General features: G+C 54.3%; 17 protein-coding genes. 7 read left to right on the top strand and 10 right to left on the bottom strand.

Translation table 11 applies throughout. From position 1 onward, the window contains the following. Nucleotide 1: 1 nt before the first annotated feature. From KA369_22060 to KA369_22030, 7 genes are all read right to left on the bottom strand, one after another. Nucleotides 2-1,228, bottom strand: a complete 1,227-nt coding sequence (locus KA369_22060; protein ID MBP7738676.1) for an aminopeptidase P family protein — start codon at nt 1,226-1,228, stop codon at nt 2-4. 11 nt (nt 1,229-1,239) lie between these two features. Further along, nucleotides 1,240-1,638: an SCP2 sterol-binding domain-containing protein gene (locus tag KA369_22055; GenBank protein MBP7738675.1), complete on the bottom strand. Its 399-nt coding sequence runs from the start codon at nt 1,636-1,638 to the stop codon at nt 1,240-1,242. Between the two features lie 111 nt (nt 1,639-1,749). Beyond that, nucleotides 1,750-2,394, bottom strand: a complete 645-nt coding sequence (locus KA369_22050) for a hypothetical protein (GenBank protein MBP7738674.1) — start codon at nt 2,392-2,394, stop codon at nt 1,750-1,752. A 371-nt stretch (nt 2,395-2,765) separates the two neighbouring features. Next, entirely contained in the window at nt 2,766-4,397 is a 1,632-nt protein-coding gene (locus tag KA369_22045) for a hypothetical protein (GenBank protein ID MBP7738673.1), read from the bottom strand. A gap of 304 nt (nt 4,398-4,701) precedes the next feature. Continuing rightward, a complete protein-coding gene (locus KA369_22040) occupies nt 4,702-6,708 on the bottom strand; it encodes an Ig-like domain-containing protein (protein ID MBP7738672.1) in 2,007 nt (668 codons plus the stop codon). 408 nt (nt 6,709-7,116) lie between these two features. Next, nucleotides 7,117-7,830 carry a ubiquinone/menaquinone biosynthesis methyltransferase gene (locus tag KA369_22035; protein MBP7738671.1) on the bottom strand — a complete coding sequence of 238 codons (714 nt, stop codon included), beginning with the start codon at nt 7,828-7,830 and terminating at the stop codon, nt 7,117-7,119. 125 nt (nt 7,831-7,955) lie between these two features. Further along, nucleotides 7,956-9,302: a M20 family peptidase gene (locus KA369_22030; protein ID MBP7738670.1), complete on the bottom strand. Its 1,347-nt coding sequence runs from the start codon at nt 9,300-9,302 to the stop codon at nt 7,956-7,958. Nucleotides 9,303-9,362: 60 nt separating this feature from the next. Between KA369_22030 and KA369_22025 the strand changes: the two genes are divergently transcribed. Then, a complete protein-coding gene (locus KA369_22025; GenBank protein MBP7738669.1) occupies nt 9,363-9,563 on the top strand; it encodes a hypothetical protein in 201 nt (66 codons plus the stop codon). Nucleotides 9,564-9,595: 32 nt separating this feature from the next. Here KA369_22025 and KA369_22020 read toward each other — a convergent pair whose 3' ends face one another. Together KA369_22020 and KA369_22015 are read right to left on the bottom strand one after the other, a co-directional pair. Further along, nucleotides 9,596-10,075 (bottom strand): hypothetical protein, encoded by a 480-nt coding sequence (locus KA369_22020; GenBank protein MBP7738668.1) that lies wholly within the window; start codon nt 10,073-10,075, stop codon nt 9,596-9,598. A 63-nt stretch (nt 10,076-10,138) separates the two neighbouring features. Further along, a complete protein-coding gene (locus tag KA369_22015) occupies nt 10,139-11,485 on the bottom strand; it encodes an MFS transporter (protein ID MBP7738667.1) in 1,347 nt (448 codons plus the stop codon). Between the two features lie 214 nt (nt 11,486-11,699). Here KA369_22015 and KA369_22010 point away from each other — a divergent pair, with 214 nt between their 5' ends. Genes KA369_22010 through KA369_22000 form a run of 3 tightly spaced genes read left to right on the top strand, consistent with a single transcriptional unit; the run spans nt 11,700 to nt 15,939 of the window. Beyond that, nucleotides 11,700-12,137, top strand: coding sequence for a hypothetical protein (locus KA369_22010; protein ID MBP7738666.1), 438 nt, complete (start codon nt 11,700-11,702; stop codon nt 12,135-12,137). Nucleotides 12,138-12,191: 54 nt separating this feature from the next. Further along, complete coding sequence (locus tag KA369_22005) at nt 12,192-14,213, top strand: glycoside hydrolase family 127 protein (GenBank protein MBP7738665.1); 2,022 nt, start codon at nt 12,192-12,194, stop codon at nt 14,211-14,213. Next, nucleotides 14,203-15,939 carry a hypothetical protein gene (locus KA369_22000; GenBank protein ID MBP7738664.1) on the top strand — a complete coding sequence of 579 codons (1,737 nt, stop codon included), beginning with the start codon at nt 14,203-14,205 and terminating at the stop codon, nt 15,937-15,939. The genes KA369_22005 and KA369_22000 overlap by 11 nt, the downstream gene beginning before the upstream one ends. A gap of 21 nt (nt 15,940-15,960) precedes the next feature. On the opposite strand, the gene KA369_21995 is transcribed toward KA369_22000, so the two are convergent. Beyond that, the gene (locus tag KA369_21995) at nt 15,961-16,731 is read right to left on the bottom strand and encodes an IclR family transcriptional regulator (GenBank protein MBP7738663.1); all 771 of its coding nucleotides are present in this window, start codon (nt 16,729-16,731) and stop codon (nt 15,961-15,963) included. A 158-nt stretch (nt 16,732-16,889) separates the two neighbouring features. Here KA369_21995 and KA369_21990 point away from each other — a divergent pair, with 158 nt between their 5' ends. The 3 genes from KA369_21990 to KA369_21980 are packed head-to-tail and all read left to right on the top strand — an operon-like array spanning nt 16,890 to nt 20,267. Beyond that, nucleotides 16,890-17,285 (top strand): cupin domain-containing protein, encoded by a 396-nt coding sequence (locus KA369_21990; protein ID MBP7738662.1) that lies wholly within the window; start codon nt 16,890-16,892, stop codon nt 17,283-17,285. A 7-nt stretch (nt 17,286-17,292) separates the two neighbouring features. Further along, entirely contained in the window at nt 17,293-19,443 is a 2,151-nt protein-coding gene (locus KA369_21985) for an acetate--CoA ligase family protein (protein MBP7738661.1), read from the top strand. Further along, nucleotides 19,431-20,267 (top strand): 3-keto-5-aminohexanoate cleavage protein, encoded by an 837-nt coding sequence (locus KA369_21980; GenBank protein ID MBP7738660.1) that lies wholly within the window; start codon nt 19,431-19,433, stop codon nt 20,265-20,267. The genes KA369_21985 and KA369_21980 overlap by 13 nt, the downstream gene beginning before the upstream one ends. The last annotated feature ends 7 nt before the right edge of the window (nt 20,268-20,274 follow it).

Here is a 20,274-nt window from a genome sequence, read left to right as displayed (position 1 = left end):
ATCAGGACACCAATTCAATCCCCAGGGGATATTTCGACAGCTCCTCACAGCCATCCTTACCGATAACTATCGGGTTTTCATAGCGGAACCCTATGTTTTCCTCAGGACAGGCGTACTGCATGGCGCAGATAAGGACTTCATTCTCACGGTAGACATGGTCCGGGTTGGTCCAGTAGGGGAAGGGCCCGTCGTTCAGGCCGATACGCCACTCATCTCCCATCATGCCGATGCCATGTTCAAAGCCGGGTACCATGTAATCGGAAAAGCCGCCTTCCTCGGCCAGGGCCATCATCTTTTCGGCCAGCTGCGACGGCGATATGCCGGCCCGGTAGGTAGCCAATGTAGCCTTCACGATCTTCAGGAAATTATTGGCGTGCCACCATTGCCGGTCCGTGGCCTTACCTATGAAATAGTTGTGCGAATGATCGCCCAGGCCCAGCTTGAACATGGCGTGGATATCCACCATGAGGGGTTCTCCTTCGGCGAGCTTTTTCCGGGTCGCCGGTGTGCAGGCGCCGCCGGCAAGGCCGGTTCGGTAGCCGCAGGCGATCTCGTTGCCGCCGGTGAAGGACCACTCCCATTCGCTACCGGCGCGGCGCATCGCCAGGGCGGCAATGCCGGCAATCTCGGTCTCGGTCAGACCTTTCCATCCGCCCTTCTCAAGGGCTGCCCGGACGGCCCTATGGCCCTCGTCGACGATGCGCGAAGCCTCCCGGAAACGATTGATGGTACCCTTGTCCTTGATGAGGGCCAGGGCGTCGATGATGGTATGGGCATTGACCAGCTCCGACCCTGAAAGGGCGTCACGGTACTGCTCGTATTCATAGTGGGTGAGCCACCCTTCCGGCAGGTAGTTGGACATGCCGCTCTCGATGCCGACCCTCCCCTTTCCGCCTGGGATATGGTCCCTGATGAAATCGGCTATCTGCTCGATCTGGTCCTGGCCCCCCATGGGCGCGAAACCGCGCACATGGTCCTCGTCGACCCAGGTATCGTCGGCCACGCGGGCAGCGTCGATGACGAAGGTGAATGCCGTGGGCATCCCCTCGGCCGGTATCACGACGAAGCTCCGCCAGGGGCAGAAGGCATCCAGGGTCCAGGAGAGGGTGCGGAGGCGCGAGCCGAGGTAGCAGTCGATCTTCTGCTTCGCCATCTCGGCCTGGATGTCCCGAATCCGCTTCGGGAAATCGATGTAATAGGGATCATTGGGATTCAGTTTTGTCGTCATGGCCCCCTCCTTTAATATTCCGCTTCGATCGTGGCGATGACCTTGTTCAGCCGGTCGACCACCGACGCGAGCTTCAGCGCCTTCACCATGTTTCCCTTCAGCTTGAGCTTGCCGGTCATGAGGGCCTTCTGCGCGCCCAGCTCGGCGCGGGATATTTTCGCGAAAACCTCGTAATCGCCGGTGATCACGAACTCCGCTTCCGGGGGCGTTCCCTCCCCCACCTCGACCGCGGCAAGGGCCCCGTCGGCGAATTTGACGTGGAAGAAACGGTCCTTCCCGCCGGGGCAGTTCTTGTAGATATTGGACATGGATGAGGAGATACGGTTCATCTTTTCAGGAGAGAGCTCCGCCGCAAGGAGCCTCTTCGCCTCATCCCGCCATTCGGGACTCAGATATTTGACTTTAGCCATGCCAAACCTCCTGGTGAATTATAAATGAATTATTGAAGATAATATTCATTTATTCATTTAAAAAATCAGGGTGCTATTTTGTCAAGAGATTAATACCGGGCCCGAGAACCGCTATTTGCCCTCGGCCCGCTTCTTGACGCCCTTCATGTATCCTTCCAGTCCCTGCTTGGCCAGGAGCCGCTCGATCCATTCAGGAACGCCCCGGGCCTCGATTACGGGCGCATAGTAGTAGAGGGTTCGCGACCCGCCGCCATACGGTTCAATATATTCGAAACCCTCGACATTTTTTATATTCCATGCCGGCATCTTAAGAGGTATACCCTTATCATTATAGGCCTTGATTTCTTCGGGACTTATAAAACTCCACTCCTGCGTAAGCCTGGCACGGTCAAACTTAACGCGAAGCGTATAGAGTATCTTCATGAGACCGGCCTTTACCACGCCCTCGATGAGCAGGTCGTCCCTGGTGATCCGGTGCATTACCTTATAATACTCGAGACCGGGCACAAAGGCGGGCATCGCCTCCCAATCTTCCAGAATCTTCCACACTTTTGCCGGGGGAGCGTCGATGACCACAATGCCGATAACGCGCTTCTTCACGGCGCCGGCCGTTGTCTTCAGTTCGGTGATCCGGGTCTGCAATTCCCCCTTATCAAGCTTTGCCTGGTCGACATTGACCGTGATTTTACTTACCTCTGCCACAGCGGTGAATTGAACCAGGAACAACAGAACAAACAATACGCTCAATCGTTTCATAATCCGTACTCTCTCCATGAATATAGTGCAGCCATAAAAAGCCATCTCCATAATAGCAGATAATGATCAAACCTGCCATTGCGAGGATTCCCGATTCCATCGGGATAACGAAACATGCCCCGGCTTCCCCTCGACTACGCTCGGGGCGAGCGCCCGGCAGCCAGTTGGTCCCCGAGTAAAGCGATGCGGTGAGCCCTTCGACGTCGCTCAGGACAAGCCTGTCGAACCGTCGAGGGGCGCTTCGCTTTGCTCGCGATGACATATCCATAAATATACTGCATCACCTCGGTAAATATTCAAGTATAATTATAAAAAAAGCCCCTCGTTAAAACAAGGGGCCTCACATGGATACAATCAAGTTAAAAGCGTGTTTACTGATAGTTATACGGGATTTGTGTCTCGGCGCCGCCATTCTGGCTCACATAGTAATAACCGCCTGCCGGCTTTCCGCTCTTGATGACCAGGTCATAGCGGACGTAACCGGTATAAACGCCGGCAACGTCAATCTGGCAGCCGGAGAGGGTCCCGTTCTGCGACAACACGTCTGTAATGACCGTATGCTGGCTGCCATTCATGGTCATATAGAGATCGCAATAATCGGTATAGGCGATCAATATATCAGCGCCCGAAAGTCCTCCTGAGGCGGTATAGACGCAGGTGCCGCCGCCGTTAATGTCGGTGATGGTCTGGTTGCCGAGACTGCCCATCTTCGTGAGCCGCTTCGACGTGTAGTTAATGGATGTCATGAATTCCGTGAAGAATTCATGATCGGTCACGGAACGATAGCCCTGGTCCGGATCGCTGTGAACGCCTTCAAGGGTGTCGGCGAAGGGAACCACCTTGTATTTGAACGCGCCGGCGGGAACGCCGGTATCCTCGCAGGAAGTGCCGGTGATATCGCCTCCCACCTGGACAGAGGCGTTATTCCAATCCGTGCGGAACACCCTGTACTTCGTGGCCCTGTCAACGGCGGTCCAGGCAATTGAGACCCTGTCCGCATAGGAGCCGTCACTGGCGGTGACGCCGGTCACTTTACCCGGCGCGTTCGGGTCAGCGGAGAATCCTTCGTCAACGGCGCTGTACACGCTTTCCGCGTCATTCTGATCGATGGCTGTGACAGCGTAAAAATAATGTGTCCCGACGGTTATGTCTGTATCGGTAAAACAATAGCCGGATTGCTCGGTGCTTCCGCCGTCTCCGGCGCCGCTGCCGTCATCGCCATCATCTTCGCCGTCATCCACTACAACCGGCTCAACGGTGATAACCGTGGATTTTGTCGCGTCGCTTTTCAGGAGATGCTTCAGGGGCACATAGATGAGTGGATCGTTATCGTTTTCCAGGGTGATGGCGCCCCCGGTGCTCACTATCTTGACATATTTCGCGTCGCCATCGTCAACGGCATAGCAGACCGTTGTGCCGACCGCGGCATTGATCAGATCGACCACTTCGTCCTGGGTATAGAAACTCCCCCAGGTATGGCCGGAAAATTCCACCACCGTGTCAATGGAATCGCCGATAACGATATGTATCTTGCAGGTGGAAAGCCCTATGATATAAACGCCGATGTTGCCGAACCAATCCGCGGCACCGAGGTCCACATCGGACTGGAACACGGCCTGTGTCGTTGCGGTGGAATCGGACGAATAGAGGGGCTTAACCGCGACAATGGACTTTTTGCTGGATACCTGGGTCGCTGCCAGGTCGGCTGCAAGGACGGTGCCGATTGATGTAAAGGTCCCATCCTTTGTATCGGAACGATATACCTTGTAGCCGGCCGCTCCGTCCACAACTTCCCAGGTTATCCCGATCTTATCTGAGTGGACGCCATCCGTTGCTGTCACGGACGCGGGCGCGTCTATCGACGCTCCTCCGATTCCCGAATCCCCGGTTAACAGGCCCAGGAGTGACGAATTCTTTTTTGAGTTGTCACCGCCCTGTTCGCAGCCCAGGGCCGCGCCAAGGCAGGCGCATAGCAGTACAGTCAATAATACTGATTTCTTCATTCAGCCTCCGATAATACTTCTTTGAGATTAGACTTGTTCCAAATCTGGCGTCTCGGCCTCGCAGGGAACCCCTGCGGGGCTTATAAGGGGCTTCACCCCTTATACCCCATAAAAAATAATTTTAAAACAAGTCATTTATTTATTTGTTCCGGATGTCAATAAAGGAAACTATTAACTCCTCTATCATGGGCCGGAATTAATGCACAATATAATTGTAGAAACCAAAACAGCTATAAGATAAAAACCGGGGCGCGCCGCAGCGCGCCCCGGGCAGTTATTCTATCTCGTTCAATACAACCGATAATTAAGGCACGTAATCATAGGGGATCGTGGTCGCAGACCCGCCGGTCTGCGTCACCGTATAAGTGCCGCCGCTGGCGTTTTGGTTTGTAAGCGACAGATTAAAACCCACAGTCCCGGAGTATAAACCGGTTACGGTTAACGTACCCGTAATTGTTCCCGTTCCTGATGAATTTGCCACAGTGGTTTGAGTACCGTTAAGCGTTAATAAGTAATCAGAGTAATTGGTGAAGGTTATGAGCACGGTCGCCTTATCTGACCATAAGTCATAGGCGGCATTGTAATTGCAAGTGCCATTACTACCCTCTGCTAAATCGTTAACGGTTTCAGTTCCGATCATATCAAGTCCGCTCGCCTGCAGTTTGCTTATCCTGCTCAGAGCCGATTCCTCTTCCATATAAACCAGATCAAAGAATTCGTATTCAGTGGCGGCCCGATGCCCCTGGTCAAGACCGCTGCTGCCGCCCGCCCCGGAGGAGTTATAGGGCGTCACTTTGTAAGAGTATACGCCAACATCAACCGTTGTATCTGTATAGGAGGTGCCGGTAATATTGCCGCCTACCTGGACCTGAATGGAAGAAGAGTCGACACGGTACACCCGGTAATAATCCGCGCCTGTCGCCTCTCCCCAGGTAACCGTTATTCCGCCGGCCTGACCCTTGGAAGCGGAGCAGATCGCCACCTTGGAAGGCACATTGTCGTTGGCCTTGGTGGATCCCTCTTCACCCAGCGTGGGCATGACGCTTTCATTGCCGTCGGCATCGACGGCGGTGATAGCGTAGTAGTAGATGCCGCCCTGGGAAACATCGGAATCAATATAATAATATGACACGGAGGAACTGGAGGAAGCGGCGCAGGTAGTGAATTTCCATACGTAATCTGATTCAAGGTGATTCCCGGCCAGGTCGGTCACGGCAGTGGTTATGGTGGCCGTATACTCCGTGCTTGGCGCCAGCGCAGCCGATGGCGTAAAAACGCCGGTGTTGGAAACCGTGCCCGCCACAGCGGTTTCGCCCGCAGAGAGTGTAAAGCTTGAGCTGTTCATGGTGGCTGTGTCAATGGCCTCGCTGAAGGCGACGGAAACTTTCGCGTTCAGTGCGATATCCGTGGCGCCGTTTTTAGGGCTCACTTCCGATACAGTGGGGCTGGTGAGATCGCCGCAGGAGATCAAAACCGGATTGGCCGTTACCACAGTGGAAGAATTGGAGCTTTCATCAAGAAAATCGAGACCGACCCAGAGGATATTACCGGGCAAATCATAATCGCTGGAAAGAGTAATTGCATAAGAGCTTACAATCTTGATATACTTTTTCCCATTGACAGTGACAGCATAACAGGTGCCGTAACTGCCCAGGGCATTGTTGAATTCCGCCACAATCATGGTCTGGGTCCAGGTGGTTCCTGTGAACAAATTTTTACCGATAAACTCAATTACGGTATCAACTACACTGCCCACCCGCAATCTCACAGAATAGTGCTCAGATGTATAAGTCCAGCCCACTCCAGGCAACCAGATTCCGGTTGTATAAGGAATGTGTATTCCATCGCCGATATCTCTCGCTGACTGATACGTGGCCTGATATACCGGATTGTCGCAGTCGCCGCCGGTGGCGGTGGTCGTAACAGTGCCCGGGTCAGTGCTGGTCGGCGTGGTGGTGGTCACAACGGTGGAATCTGCATTGACCAGGTTATCGGCATCAACGGACCCGATCTTGGCGGCGAAGGGACCCCCTATCTTATCGGAACGGTATACATTATAGCTCACGGCCTTGTCAATGGTGGACCAATTAATACCGACCTTGTCTTTATAATCCGCGTCAGTGGCCTCTACGGTGGCCGGACCATGGAATGTGTTCGTGGCATTATCGGTATCTGCACCATCTGTCGTAGAATCTGTAGAAGTGCTATCAGAAAAAGGCCATACTCGTTTTTTGTTCCCATCGTCGCCGCAGCCGGTCATGACAGCAAGGCAGCTGATGAAGATCACCATTATCATGCCAAGTCGTTTCATAATACCCTCATTAAAATAATGTCGGTTATTTACTTAAACACGCACTGATCCATCAGGAACCAGCTATGATGTTTAAAAAATAGAATTATTGTGGAACTACCGTTGGCCATCCTGCCGGATTCTTAAGAATCATTGCAAAATGACAAACATCTAAAAGAGGCAACCCCCCGGAAAACTCTTAAATATCCTTATAATTGGATATAATTCCACAATAACTCAATACTATTTTATATTTTGCTGTCAGTATTGCTGAAATATATACTATAATTAGAATTATTAATCTGGCCATAATCTGATATGTCAAAAAGTGGCCATGAAAAAGGAGTGAATTTATACAAATAATTTAACAAAACTATTGCATGTGTCTACTTTTTAATTCCCGATTTATAAATCACTATTAATTTGCGATCATTTATATGCTATATGCAAGGCTGCGACCCCGCCAAGGAGCGGGTGATGTTCAACCCTGCTGAAGCCGGCGGATCTGAGCAGATCCGACAACTCCTCAGGACCGTAAAAATTAACAGCAGAATGGGCAAGATAGTTATAGGCTCCCCTCTGGCCGGAGACAATACCGCCGATGAAAGATACGACAATCTTTGTATAAAGATGAACCAGTGCCCTGAAGATGCCTGAACGAGGCTGGCTACTCTCAACGATAACAAACCGCCCTCCAGTTTCGAGGACCCTGAGGATTTCCGCCAGGTACCGGTCCCTGCCAGGATTCCGGTAGGTAAGGTTTCGGAATCCGAAGGCGATGGTTATGACGCCGAAGGCGCCATCTTGAAAGGGAAGCTCTGATGCGTCCCCGGCCGCGAAAAGGGCCGGCACGCCGGCGCGGGCTGCCTTTACCCGCGCATACTCCAGCATCGCCATGCTGAAATCGACGCCGTACACATCGGCCCGCTTTCCCGCAGCTGAGGCGACCCTCACCGCCAGGTCGCCGGTGCCTGTGCAGAGGTCCAGGACCCTCGCCGCCCCCGCGGCCAGGCATGCCTCAGCGGCCCTGCGGCGCCACCTCTCGTCGAGGCGCAGGGTGAAGAGCCTGTTGATCAGATCGTAACTCTCCGGCACTTCCGAGAACATCTTCTGCAGGGGTCTGTTCTTTTTACTGATGCTCAACGATTTCCTCCGGCGGACAGGGTCAACGGCGAGGCGCCCGATCTTTCCGGCGCTTCTATGTGTCAGATAGAATATTATCGCGGGGGACGCAATTATTTTTTTTGCGGCCCTCCCGTACCCGGGACTTACAGGGCCGTTTTTCTTATAAGGGCGGCGTAAAAGGCGATGATGTCGGCGAAATTGTCGATGCATATCCTCTCGTCAATGCCGTGGACCCGTCCCATGTCGTCAGCGCCGATCCGGGCCGGCGTAAAACGGAACACCTGCCTGCTCACCGCGGCGAAATGACGTGAGTCTGTGGCGCCCACCATGAGAAAGGGGGCCACGACGATGCCGGGGAAGAGGGAGATGATGACATCTCTCAGTGCGCCATATTCCGGAGATCCCGTATCAGACACCGGCGACGGATCGCTTGAATTCTCCCGCGCCGCGATTTCCACGTCCGGATCTTTGATGACGGCTCTCACCCGCGACAGGACACCTTCCCTTGTTTCACCCGGAAGGACCCGGAGATTCACAACCGCCATGACCCTTTGTGGCATTACGTTCTCTGTCTCGCTTCCCTCAAGCATGGTAGGGGCGATGGTGGTACGTATCATGGCATCCGTCTGCGGCGACGCGGCAAGCATTTTCAGAAAGATCTTTCTGAAAAGCCCGATGTTCCTGTAAAAAATTCGGAAGGGCTGAACGGCTTCCGATCCCAGGGTCCGAAACATCGCCTGCACCGGCCCGGTAAGGCGCGGGGGGAACGGTTTTTTCTCGAGGCGGCAGAGAGCCCTGGCTATCCTGCCTGCCGCGGTACGGCGCGGCGGCATCGACGAATGGCCGCCTGCGTCGCGGGCCGACAGTTCCAGGCTCAGATATCCCTTTTCAGCAATCCCCACCAGCGCTGCCGGCTTTTTCAATCCCGGCATGACGGCATCACGGATAAAACCGCCCTCGTCCAGGGTAAAGGCGAGCCTGACGCCACGGCCGGCGAGGACCCGGCTGATTTCCGCAGCACCCCGGTTGCCGAGAACCTCCTCGTCGTGGCCGAAGGAGATATAAACCGTCCGCTTCGGCTTGAAACCATCGGCAATGAGGCCTTCCGCCGCCTCCATGATGCCGATGACAGCGTCCTTGACATCCAGGGCCCCCCGCCCCCATACGAACGCCCCGTCCATGTCACCGCCAAAGGGGGAACGGGTCCAGGTCTCCCCGACGCCGTCCTCGGCCGGAACCACATCAAGATGGGCCATGAGAAGGATCGGTTCCGCCTGTCTGTCCGATCCCGGCCATGTATAGAGAAGGCTCAGTTCATTGATGGTCTCGCGCTTCATCACGTGGTGAACCTTGGGATAGGTCTTCTTCAAATATCCATGGAGGCCGAGAAATGCCTTCCGGTCTGTCTGTGCCGGGTCCCGTTGGGATATGGTCTTAAAGCGTATGGCCCCGGCAAGGTGCTCCGCGGCTAAATCTTTGTTGATTTTCATGTAACCTCTGTGAATCCTGTATCACTCAGGTATTACCAGTTATATAAGGAGCTTTTTGATATGATAAAATTTCTGCTCTGGCTCATTCTCCTCGTCTTCTGCTGGCCCCTGGCCATAATCGCGCTCATACTCTATCCCATAGTGTGGCTTCTGCTCCTGCCGTTCAAGATCCTCGGCGTAGCCGTTGAAGGTGTTCTGGGACTGGTTAAATCAATTTTTATGCTCCCGGCGCGGATTCTGCGCGGGCCGGGTAAATTCTGACAAACCGGAGCGGTTAATGCCGGGGAGCCTGATCACACCCTGAAAGCTTCCCGGTAATTCCCGATATGATTGGTTTTGATCTGCAGCCATTCGGGGATATCGCCGCCCCGTGTCGTCGCGGGCTCTATCCTTACAACATCATCCCCGATGAATGATATGTTCTTTATTTCAATGTTGAATGATACATATTCTTTTTTCCCGTCTCCCGGCCCGCCTGATGATTTGCCCGGAACCGTTTCGTAATATACCACATATTTAAGCAGGTGCTTCCGCTTACCACCGAGACCGATCACGATCCGCTTGTTCGTCACTCGCAGAAAAACGCTTGTCATCGGCTCCGTGGACGACCCGGCCGGAAGCTCGACGCTGCAGGTATCATCATCGAAGATCATCTTTTCCCCATAATGAAGGCCGAGATCCTCCACCGTCGTCTTTTTAAACCATTTGAAGAAGACAAAGGCGGCAGCGATAATGATCGCTACCACAAGCACCAGCAATCCAAACGCTTCCATAAAGGACAATCCTCCCGATAGTGCTAATTAGAGCCGGCTCGCGGCAGCGGCAAGGCCGGCTGGTTATTTCTTCTTTTCCATTTCGGCTATCTGCGCAATGATCTCGTTATATCGCTTTTCATTGATGGGGTAGAGATAGAGGACAACGACCCCCAGAACAAATATAACAGCAGTTATTGGTCCAACCAGAAGCCGTATGCCCAGCTGCGCCTCGGCGCTCTGGACCGCGTCTGGCACATAACCGACCAGGGAGAGCACGGCGCCGGTGATCGCCAGGGCTATGGCCTGGCCTATTTTTATGCCGAAGGTCCAGATGCCGTAAAAGGCTCCCTCGGTGCGCTCTCCCGACAGAAGATAATCGTACTCAACCGCGTCCGGCACCATCGCGTAGGGCATGACATAGGTGAATCCGAGACCGATACCTGCGGAGCACATCAGCGCTATGGAAAAACCGACCGGATACAGGTGCCCGAGGAAAAACAGGATCATTATATTAAGCGCGAATATCAGCATACCCGCGCCATAGACTATCTTTTTCCCGAATTTCTTTGACAGGATGACGCTCACCGGGATGAACACAAAGGCCGTAACCAGGAGCACCAGCATGGCCGTGGTCGTGGCCTGCTCATCGTTATGGATATACTTGAAGTAATAGGCTGCAACGCTCATGATAATGGTAAGGGCCGTCACGTGCAGAGCGTATGCGCCGAGAATAAGGAGGTACGGCCTGTTCATGAAAACCTTTCGGTACGTCGCGAAAAATCCCTTGCTGAAAGGCTCGCGCTCTGTCGACGGCTCCCTTACTGAAAAAAAGGTTATAAGAGCGGTTATCAGCATAACACCGCCGAAGACCGCTCCCATGGCGGAAAAACCCGCACTCTTTGTTTTAAAGAGACTGACGAGGGGTAGCGCCAGGCCGGCGCCGGTCAGCGTGCCGACAACGGCGAACCCGAACCGATACCCGTTAAGGCTGGTGCGCTCATGGTAATCCTGGGTCAGCTCGGGGGTCAAAGAATTATAGGGGATATTGACCGCCGTATAGGCCGTATTGAGAAGGCAGAAAGCGACAACCCCCCATATGAACAGGGCTGCCTGGCTTTCCAGGTGGGGATTGGTGAACATGATAATCATGGTTACAAACAGGGGAAATGACCCGAAGAGCATCCAGGGCCTGCGCCGTCCCCAACGAGTTTTGGTGCGGTCGGAAAGGAATCCCGCGACAGGATCGGTAATGGCGTCCCATATCTTCCCGATCGCCACCACAATGCCTGCAAGGCCGGCCGCTATACCGACAGTATCTGTCAAATAGATCATGAGCCAGAGACCGATTGCAGTGAAGAACAGGTTGCCTCCCAGATCGCAGATTCCGTATCCGATCTTGCTTCTCATAGACATTCCTGATCCTGCCATGAACAACCTCCCTGGATCGCTTGTTAGGTACAAATTGTAAATTGCATGTTATCACCGACCGATTAAAATTGCAATACATTTCAAGCAGTAATATAAAAATAATGATCATTGTCAGCCCTAATGAGTGACATCATCATTAATTAAAAATTTTTTTATATCAATCAGGATCATTCGTTTAATTCATTAGAACCGATCAATCAAGGATGTGATCTGGATGGAAACAACTCTCAATATCGATAAAGACATACTGAATAAAATGACACGGGCGGCGCAATTGAAAAGAATTTCCCGAACAGAGCTTATAGTCATTCTGATGAATAAAGTCATGGGGGAAACAATGAATCCTTTTTTCTTTGGGAGGATGGTACAGTATCAGGAAAAAAGAGACCCAGGAGAGTGGCACAAGTTTCATATTATCCTGAGGCCGGATGAGTATGAGTTTTTTCTTGATCTGAGGAAGCTTCTCAAAATGTCTGTTTCGCATATTCTCGCCTTTGCTGTTGAGAGATATTTGAGCAAATTGATTAACGAGGTTATAACCGATAACTATCTTTATAAAAACTATGTGATGATCAGAGAATTGATTAATAATATACAAAGCTGGAAATTAATCTGGGGGTACCCACCCGACATTAAAAAACATGTCACATAATTTAATACTTGAAGTATTTCCATCACCCTGATTCCCTCATACAAGGAGGTCCCAATGCCTCACACTCCTTCAACCTATGATCGCATGAAAGAACTGCCCCTTTCAAAGGTGAAGGTCACGGGCGGATTCTGGGGAAGCCGGTGCGCCATGAACCGGAACAATGCCATACTCTACCAGTGGGACCAGCTGGAGCAGACAGGGCGCATTGACAATTTCCGCATTGTTGCCGGGACAAGGCAGGGATTCCGTAAAGGCTTTTTCTACAATGACTCCGATGTTCACAAGTGGGCCGAAGCTGCCGCTATAATTCTGGATGAAGGCCCCCATCATCGTCTTAAGAAACTCCTTGATGAATACATTGACATCATCCGCGGTGCCCAGGCAGAAGACGGCTACTTGTTCACCTATAACCAGTTCCATTTCCCCGAAGACCGTTGGAAAAATCTGCAAATAGAACACGAGCTCTACACCCATGGCCACCTGATTGAAGCAGGCATAGCACATGGGAATGCAACCGGTGGGAATAACCTCATGGAAATAGCGTGTAAAGCGGCGGACCTGGTAGTAAGCGATTTCACCAGCGCAGGGGCCGCCATGACGCCGGGTCATGAAGAGGTCGAGATCGCCCTGATACGTCTCTATCGCGCAACGGGAGAAAAAAAATATCTTGAAACGGCCCGTCATTTTCTGGAACAGCGCGGCAGGACGAGCTTTTTCGGCCTGCGGCTGATAGGACAGTTCCTGAGCCAATCCCGGCGCGCGGGCTTTATCAGGAAGCAGGAAAATGAAATCAACGGCAGGGCATCAACACCGGCTGGATTTGATTTCACGGAGAACCTTACGGCAACGGAGCCGCCCTTCCTGAAGTTGCGGGCCCACTGGTCCTTTCTCACCGGAAAATTCTTCCAGCAGCATCGCCCCATCAGGAAGCAGCGCATTCCCGAGGGGCATGCGGTCCGATGGGGATACCTTGCCACCGCCATGGCGATGCTCTTCCGGGAAACCGGCGACCGGTCGATCATCGGGACCCTGACGGCGGCATGGGACCGCATGGTCCAACGCCGCATGTACGTCACCGGCGGCATAGGGTCCCTTCCGGTCATTGAAGGTTTCGGCAGGGATTACGAGCTGGACAATCGCTACGCCTACTGCGAAACCTGCGCAGCCCTGGCAAGCATTTTCTGGAGCCATGAAATGCTCATGGCCACCGGTGAGGCCCGCTATGCGGACCTTATCGAATGGCAGCTCTACAACGCCGCCTCCGCGGGCATAGCCCTTGACGGCCGCTCCTACCTGTACCGCAATCCCCTTGAATCGGAAGGGCAGAAACGCAGGCCCTGGTATGCCACCGCCTGCTGTCCGAGCAATGTGTCCCGTACCTGGGCTTCTTTGGGCAAATATATTTATTCAATTAACAACAGCAATATTTGGGTGCACCAGTACTTCGACAACAAAGCAGAGATCGATCCCCAGGACGGTTTCCCGGCGGCAGCACAGATCATAATCGACTCTAAACTGCCCTGGGAAGGCCCCGTATCGATTAAAATTGAGATCGACAATCCTGATGAATTCACATTACATCTCCGCATTCCCTCATGGTCCGGAAATCCTTCTATTATGATCAACGACAATCAGGAGAAGATAGTTATCCCCCCAAGGCCTGAAATTGTCTCAGCCTCAGGATATTTTCCCTATCATTCATGGTATATTTCCATAAAAAGAAATTGGGATAAGAATTCCACAATCGAAATCTCTTTCCCCATGGCCATCGCGATTCACCGGTCACATCGCAAGGTCAAATCGAACCGGGGGAAGATCGCCCTGTCCCGGGGCCCCCTGGTTTACTGTCTTGAAAGCATTGATAATCCGGCCACAAAAATTCCGGGAGCGGCTATTGATATAACTAAAGAACTAAAGCCGCGTTTTTCAGAAAAGCACTTCGGCGGTACCTGGGTCCTTGAAGGTTCGGACCCGGCAGGGAATCCTCTCACCTTCATCCCCTACTTCTGCTGGGCCAACCGGGGTCTATCCAACATGGAGGTGTGGGTGCAGGAGGTTACAGGCGATGCCAGATAAACACCACCCGCGGCCTGACATGGCCCGCGACCATTGGCTTTCCCTTGACGGAACATGGGAGTTCGAGTTCGGGGCTGATGGAGCGGACAGCGATAAGATTCTCCTCCGGGAAACCCTGGGCGGCTCTATCACCGTCCCTTACTGCATCGAAAGCGAGGCAAGCGGAATCGGCATAAAGGACCCGCCACCGGTCTCATGGTACGCCAGAAGCTTCCGCCGCCTGGACCTGCCCCCGGGCAAGCGCTTTTTCCTCACTTTCGGCGCCGTGGATTACGAAGCAATGGTCTGGCTGAACGGAGCGTTCCTCGGATCCCACCGAGGAGGCTATACATCCTTCACCTTCGAGATAACTGATCATATCGCGGATAACAATCGCCTCGTTGTAAAAGTCCTAGATCCCCGGTCGCGCAGAACCCTCCGGGGGAAACAATATGTATGGAAAAAAATGAGCCCCATCTTCTACACGCCGGTGAGCGGCATCTGGCAGCCGGTCTATATCCACGCCACGGGGAATTCCAGCATTGAAAAGATCATGATATCCACCAACACGGATACCATTTCTATTTCATGGACCATCGACCATGGCGCCCGCCTGGTCATAGAGGCCGCTGGTCCGGACGGGACCGCCACGGCAGGAGCAGACATTGCGGACCCCGCCCGGGACAGCGCCATATCACTCACCATAAAGGAACCCCGCCTCTGGTCAGTGGACAATCCATCTCTTTATACCGTGACGGTATCGCTCCATGACGGCGACGGAATCAGCGACCGTGTTGTCACATTCGTCGGCCTTCGCAGCATCGAAGCCAGGGAGGGAAAGATCTTCCTGAACGGCGATCCGCTTTGTCTCAAGATGCTCCTGGTGCAGGGCTACTATCCGGCGGGGCATTACACGCCTGTTAATGGCCTGGAAGGATATGAACGGGACATTCTGCTCATCAAGGCCATGGGATTCAACGGCATCAGGATCCACCAGAAGATCGAGGACCCGCGCTTTCTCAACCTTTGCGACCGCCACGGCCTCCTGGCATGGATCGAGATGCCCTCGCCGTTCCTCTTCAGCATCGTAGAGGAAAAGCAATTTGAAAACGAGCTATGGGACGTCCTCGACCGGGACTGCAGTCATCCCTCGGTAATGGCCGCGGTGCTCTTCAACGAGACCTGGGGCATCGCCGACCTCCTTTGGAGCCGCGGGAGAAAAAAATATATACGAGACCTCTACCGCCGCGTGAGGGAACGATATCCCAATCTCCTCGTGGTGGACAATTCCGGATACGACCATATCATGACAGACATCGTCGATATCCATCATTATCTTTCAGATGAAACAAAGATCCGAAAGCTCTACGAAAGCCTGGGGAACCCAAAGAAAATGACTATGCGCTTTTTCAGTATCCCCCGCGCCATAGCCTACCTTGTTCTGACCCACCGGGTGGCGCGCAAGCCCTATCTTGCAGGCGGGACCTACCGGAGCTTCGAACCCTTCATGGTGAGCGAATTCGGCGGCGCCGGATTCTATAAAACCGAAAAAAGTATACTGGAAAGCTTCGAGGACAATCTGCGAATCATGAAGGAATACCCGGCAATCGCCGGCTACTGCCTGACCCAGGCCTACGACGTGGAGGGAGAACAGAACGGCCTCCTCACCTTCCAGCGCGAATCGAAGTACGGCATTGAAGAGATCGCGGAAGTCAACTCACTATTACAAACCAATCTTCCAAAATAACCCGGTCCTTTTTCCCGATGATTATTCCATGCCGCCGGTGTATCCGTATTTCGAAGAAGCTTCGATCCCCGCGTCCCGGACGATCCGGGCAAAATCATCGATGCGCGGCATCATCAAACCGGACGGCCCCGATATGCCGATCGAATACAGGGCTTCGCCGCGATAATTGACGACTGGCGCCGCGATGCACACGATGCCGCTTTTGTATTCCTCCCGGTCAAAGGCTATCCGTTCTTTCCTCGCCCTGGCAAGTTCATCGAGCAGGGTTTCTTTCGAGAGGATGGACCGCTCCGTGTATGGCCGCAAATCGGCGCCATCGAGGAGAGTCGACAGGCTTTCGCCATCTCGAAAGGACAGAATGGCCTTGCCGAGGGCCGTGGCAATCGCAGGCTCACGGGTTCCCACCGCGATGTTAACGCTGATGCTCTCACGGGGCTGCTCCACGGCGAGAAACACCACGTCGGCGCCTTCGAGAACGGCCAGGTGGGTGTTCTGTTTCGTGGCGGCGCATATGCGCGATATGATCGGCCTGATGACGCTTTCGATTTTTGCCTGTTCGTTGAATGAACCGGCAAGCTCCATGAACCTGAAACCGAGGGTGTATTTCTTGGTTTCCGCGTCCTGCTGTACAAAATTATTTCGCACAAGGGTTGATATCAGCCTGAATACCGATGAGCGGTCGATGGTAAAATGGCCCGCAATTTCATTTAGCGATAGGGGCTGATCGGACGAGCCAAGGATGGTTAGAATCTTCAGGCCCCGGTCAAGGGATTGTATTGTATTATTTGCCATTGTGATTATATTTATTTCAGATATATAAAGATTTTTATTAAATTAAAGATTCTTATATACTATGATATAAAAATTTTTAAAAAAATCAATTAATTTATTGCAAATTATGCAATAATATTGTATATTATACATATAAAATTAACCAAAGGGAGGTTATCATGCCCTTTATCGATTTTTCCGAAATCAATGGATCAAAAATTGATAGGCCCTTTGAACGGGAAATAAAATTCCTCCTCTCTCCCGACATCGACCCGTCTGTAAAGGGCTTCACGTTCCTTCTTTCCACCCTGGCCCCCAACGGCGGCTGCACTGATTTTCATACCCACGCTGAAGCGGGGGAACTCATGATTTTCATGTCAGGCAATGGAAAGGCATGGCTTGACGGCGTCGAGCATGATCTTAAACCGGGCGTCGCCATGTACGCTCCTCCCGGGGTCCTTCATAAAACCATGAACACCGGTTCGGAACCACTGCAGATAGCATGCGTATTCGTCCCGGCCATTTCAACCGATTACATCAGGCAGAACATTGAAGACGCCCGGAAAAAAAAGTGAGCAGCCAATGAATAACAGCGCCAGGCAGGCATTGGATAATATATGCGGGGAATCTCTCTCGGCCGGAAGCGTCATACTTCCCGAGCCGGTGATGAAGGATATGCTCCGCCAGTACGGAATACCGGTCCCCTCCGGCCGTCTCTGCCTCTCTCCGGGTGAGGCTGTCCGCTTCAGCAAAACCGTTCGGCCACCCTACGCCATGAAACTGGTCTCCGACATGGTGCTCCACAAGACAGAGCTGGGCGGCGTCCGCCTCGGCGTCGAAAGCGCGTCCCGCCTGAAATCGGAATTCGCCGCAATGGACACTATCTTTAAAAAGAAAAAAGTCGCCGGGTACGCGGGGATACTCGTGGAAGAGCAATGCCCGCCCGGTGTTGAGATGATCGTCGGCCTCCAGCACGACGAGGTATTCGGCCCGGTCATGATGATAGGACTGGGCGGCGTCTATACGGATTTATTCAAAGATGTATCCTTTCGCCCCCTCCCCGTTTCAAAGAAAGACATCACCGCCATGATAGATGAGCTGAAAGCCCGTCCCCTCCTGGCCGGCTTCAGGGGATCCGAACGGATCGACATGAAGGCCCTTGCCGGTACAATCGGCGCCATCGGCCGGTTCGGCGCGGACGCCGCTCACTGGTATGAATCGGTCGATTTCAATCCGGTCATCGCGCGGCCCGACGGCTGCGTCGTCGTTGACGCGAAAATGGTCCTCCGCCGGGGCCGTGACCCTCACAGCGCCGCCGGGGGAACGATCAGGACCGGCCACCTGGAGAATTTTTTCAGGCCGAAGAGCATCGCCGTCCTGGGAGCTTCGGCGACGCCGGGAAAGATCGGCAACATCATCCTTGACTCGCTGACGTCCGCGCCGGGCGAGAGGACCATATATCCCGTCAATCCCAACGCGCGGGAGATCCTCGGGATGACCTGCTATCCGTCCCTTGACGCGCTCCCCGCGGCTCCGGACCTGGTCATTGTCATCGTCGACCTGGCCATGCTTCCCGATGTCATCCGCGCCATGGCCGCCCTGGGCTGCCATAACGCCATCGTCATTTCCGGGGGCGGGCGGGAACTGGGCGGAGGCCGCGCGAAGCTCGAAGAGGAAATCCGCTCCCTGGCCCGGGAGCACGACGTGAGGATCATCGGGCCCAACTGCATCGGATGCTTCGACGGCGCGAGCCGCTTTGATTCCTTCTTCTATCCGAAAGAACGGCTGGAGCGCCCGCCCCGGGGAGCCGTGAGCTTCATCACCCAGAGCGGGACCTGGGGCTGCGCCTTCCTTGAAAAGGCCTGCCGCACCGGCATCGCCAAGATGGTAAGCTACGGTAACCGCGCCGACGTCGATGAGGGAGACCTCATTTCCTTCCTCGCCGGTGATCCCGACACGTCGGTGATCGGCAGCTACATCGAGGGGCTCTCCGACGGAAATAAATTCCTCGCAGCGGTCAGGGAATCTGTCGCCCGGGACAAGCCGGTGGTTGTGTTCAAGACCGGCAGGAACCCGGTTTCGGCGCGGGCGTCGGTGTCCCACACCGGCGCCTACGGCGGCACCTATCACGTCTACAGGGGCGCCCTCGGGACCGCGGGGGCAGTCCTGACCGACAGCTTCCATGAATGCTTCGCCGCCTGCGAGGCCCTGTCTCTTCAGCCGGCCGCCCGCGGCAACCGCGCCGCCCTCGTATCAAACGGGGCCGGTCCGATGGTGAACGCCATCGACCTCTTTCCCGACAGCGGCATCGAGCTGGTGAAGCTCTCCCGGGCCTCGGTGGACCGGATGCGCAGCCGATTCAGCTTCTTTTACCTGGTGGAAAATCCCGTTGACGTCACCGGCTCGGCCACAGCCGCCGATTACCGGCTCGTCTTGGAAACCCTGGCCGGCGACGATAACGTCGACATCATCATGCCTTTTTTCGTTTTTCAGAATTCGCCCCTCGACGAGACTATCGTGGACGTCCTCGCCTCCCTGAGCTCCGCCCGGGCAAAGCCGATCGTCTGCTGCGCCGCCGGCGGTCCCTACACGGAGCTCATGCGCGGGCGCCTCAACAGGGCGGGCGTTCCCCTGTACGATTCCGTGATCGAGTGGGTGGCGGCGGCCCGGGCCCTGGTGCGCTGGGGAGCCGTCAGAAAATCCAGGAGGAACCCTCTGCCATGGAAAAACTGATCATAACGGCCGCCCTGACCGGCGGCATACACGGCAAGGAGGCCAACCCGGCCCTTCCGGAGCAGCCTGACGAGATAATCAAAGACGCCGTGGCCTGCTATAACGCCGGCGCCGCCATCGTGCACCTTCACGCGCGCGACCGGCAGGGCAAAGGCGTGGGCGACCCGGCGATATTCTCGGAGATAAACAGCGGCATCCGGGCCCGTTGCCCCGTCGTCATACAGAACACGACCGGCGGGCCCGGCATCCCCATCAAGGAGCGCCTTTCAGGCCTGGACGCTGCCCCGGAGATGGGATCGCTCAACATGGGATCCATCGTGTTCTTCACCGGGAAGGAAAAGGCGGAGCTGCCGTTCATGAACCACAGGCCGGAGATCGAGGCCTTCGCAGCGGAGATGCTCAAGCGCGGAATCAAGCCGGAGATGGAGGTGTACAACCCGTCGATGTTCGGCGAAGTCGAAAACCTTATCGCGAAGAACCTGCTGGCGAAGCCGTACTACATCAACTGCGTCATGGGCGTCGACGGCATGGGCGGATACAAGGGTACGCCGAAAAATCTGATCACCATGATCGGGCACCTGCCGGAAGGGTCGGTATTCAACGTCACCGGCATCGGCCGGTGGCAGATGGGAATGAACGTGATGGCCATCCTGACCGGCGGCCACGCGCGGGTAGGGCTCGAGGATAACGTCTATTTCCGGAAGGGTGAGCCGGCGTCAGGCAACGCGCAGTTCGTCGAAAGGCTTGTAAAAATATCGAGGGAGATCGGCCGCGACATCGCGACACCCGATGAAGCGCGGGCCATCCTCGGCTTGAAGCGTTAATTATACT

The sequence above is a fragment of the Spirochaetota bacterium genome, from assembly GCA_017999915.1.
Lineage (GTDB): Bacteria > Spirochaetota > UBA4802 > UBA4802 > UBA5550 > RBG-16-49-21.
Note: the sequence above shows the minus strand (reverse complement) of the source record. Positions and strands in the feature narration are given on the sequence as shown.

Excerpts from the sequence above, each read along its gene's own strand:
- KA369_22015 (MBP7738667.1), bottom strand. The coding sequence starts at position 11,485 with ATGGCAGGATCAGGAATGTCTATGAGAAGCAAGATCGGATACGGAATC.
- KA369_22040 (MBP7738672.1), bottom strand. The coding sequence starts at position 6,708 with ATGAAACGACTTGGCATGATAATGGTGATCTTCATCAGCTGCCTTGCT.
- KA369_22045 (MBP7738673.1), bottom strand. The coding sequence starts at position 4,397 with ATGAAGAAATCAGTATTATTGACTGTACTGCTATGCGCCTGCCTTGGC.
- KA369_22025 (MBP7738669.1), top strand. The coding sequence starts at position 9,363 with ATGATAAAATTTCTGCTCTGGCTCATTCTCCTCGTCTTCTGCTGGCCC.
- KA369_22005 (MBP7738665.1), top strand. The coding sequence starts at position 12,192 with ATGCCTCACACTCCTTCAACCTATGATCGCATGAAAGAACTGCCCCTT.
- KA369_22000 (MBP7738664.1), top strand. The coding sequence starts at position 14,203 with ATGCCAGATAAACACCACCCGCGGCCTGACATGGCCCGCGACCATTGG.
- KA369_22010 (MBP7738666.1), top strand. The coding sequence starts at position 11,700 with ATGGAAACAACTCTCAATATCGATAAAGACATACTGAATAAAATGACA.
- KA369_22030 (MBP7738670.1), bottom strand. The coding sequence starts at position 9,302 with ATGAAAATCAACAAAGATTTAGCCGCGGAGCACCTTGCCGGGGCCATA.
- KA369_21990 (MBP7738662.1), top strand. The coding sequence starts at position 16,890 with ATGCCCTTTATCGATTTTTCCGAAATCAATGGATCAAAAATTGATAGG.
- KA369_21980 (MBP7738660.1), top strand. The coding sequence starts at position 19,431 with ATGGAAAAACTGATCATAACGGCCGCCCTGACCGGCGGCATACACGGC.
- KA369_22050 (MBP7738674.1), bottom strand. The coding sequence starts at position 2,394 with ATGAAACGATTGAGCGTATTGTTTGTTCTGTTGTTCCTGGTTCAATTC.
- KA369_22060 (MBP7738676.1), bottom strand. The coding sequence starts at position 1,228 with ATGACGACAAAACTGAATCCCAATGATCCCTATTACATCGATTTCCCG.
- KA369_21995 (MBP7738663.1), bottom strand. The coding sequence starts at position 16,731 with ATGGCAAATAATACAATACAATCCCTTGACCGGGGCCTGAAGATTCTA.
- KA369_22020 (MBP7738668.1), bottom strand. The coding sequence starts at position 10,075 with ATGGAAGCGTTTGGATTGCTGGTGCTTGTGGTAGCGATCATTATCGCT.
- KA369_21985 (MBP7738661.1), top strand. The coding sequence starts at position 17,293 with ATGAATAACAGCGCCAGGCAGGCATTGGATAATATATGCGGGGAATCT.
- KA369_22055 (MBP7738675.1), bottom strand. The coding sequence starts at position 1,638 with ATGGCTAAAGTCAAATATCTGAGTCCCGAATGGCGGGATGAGGCGAAG.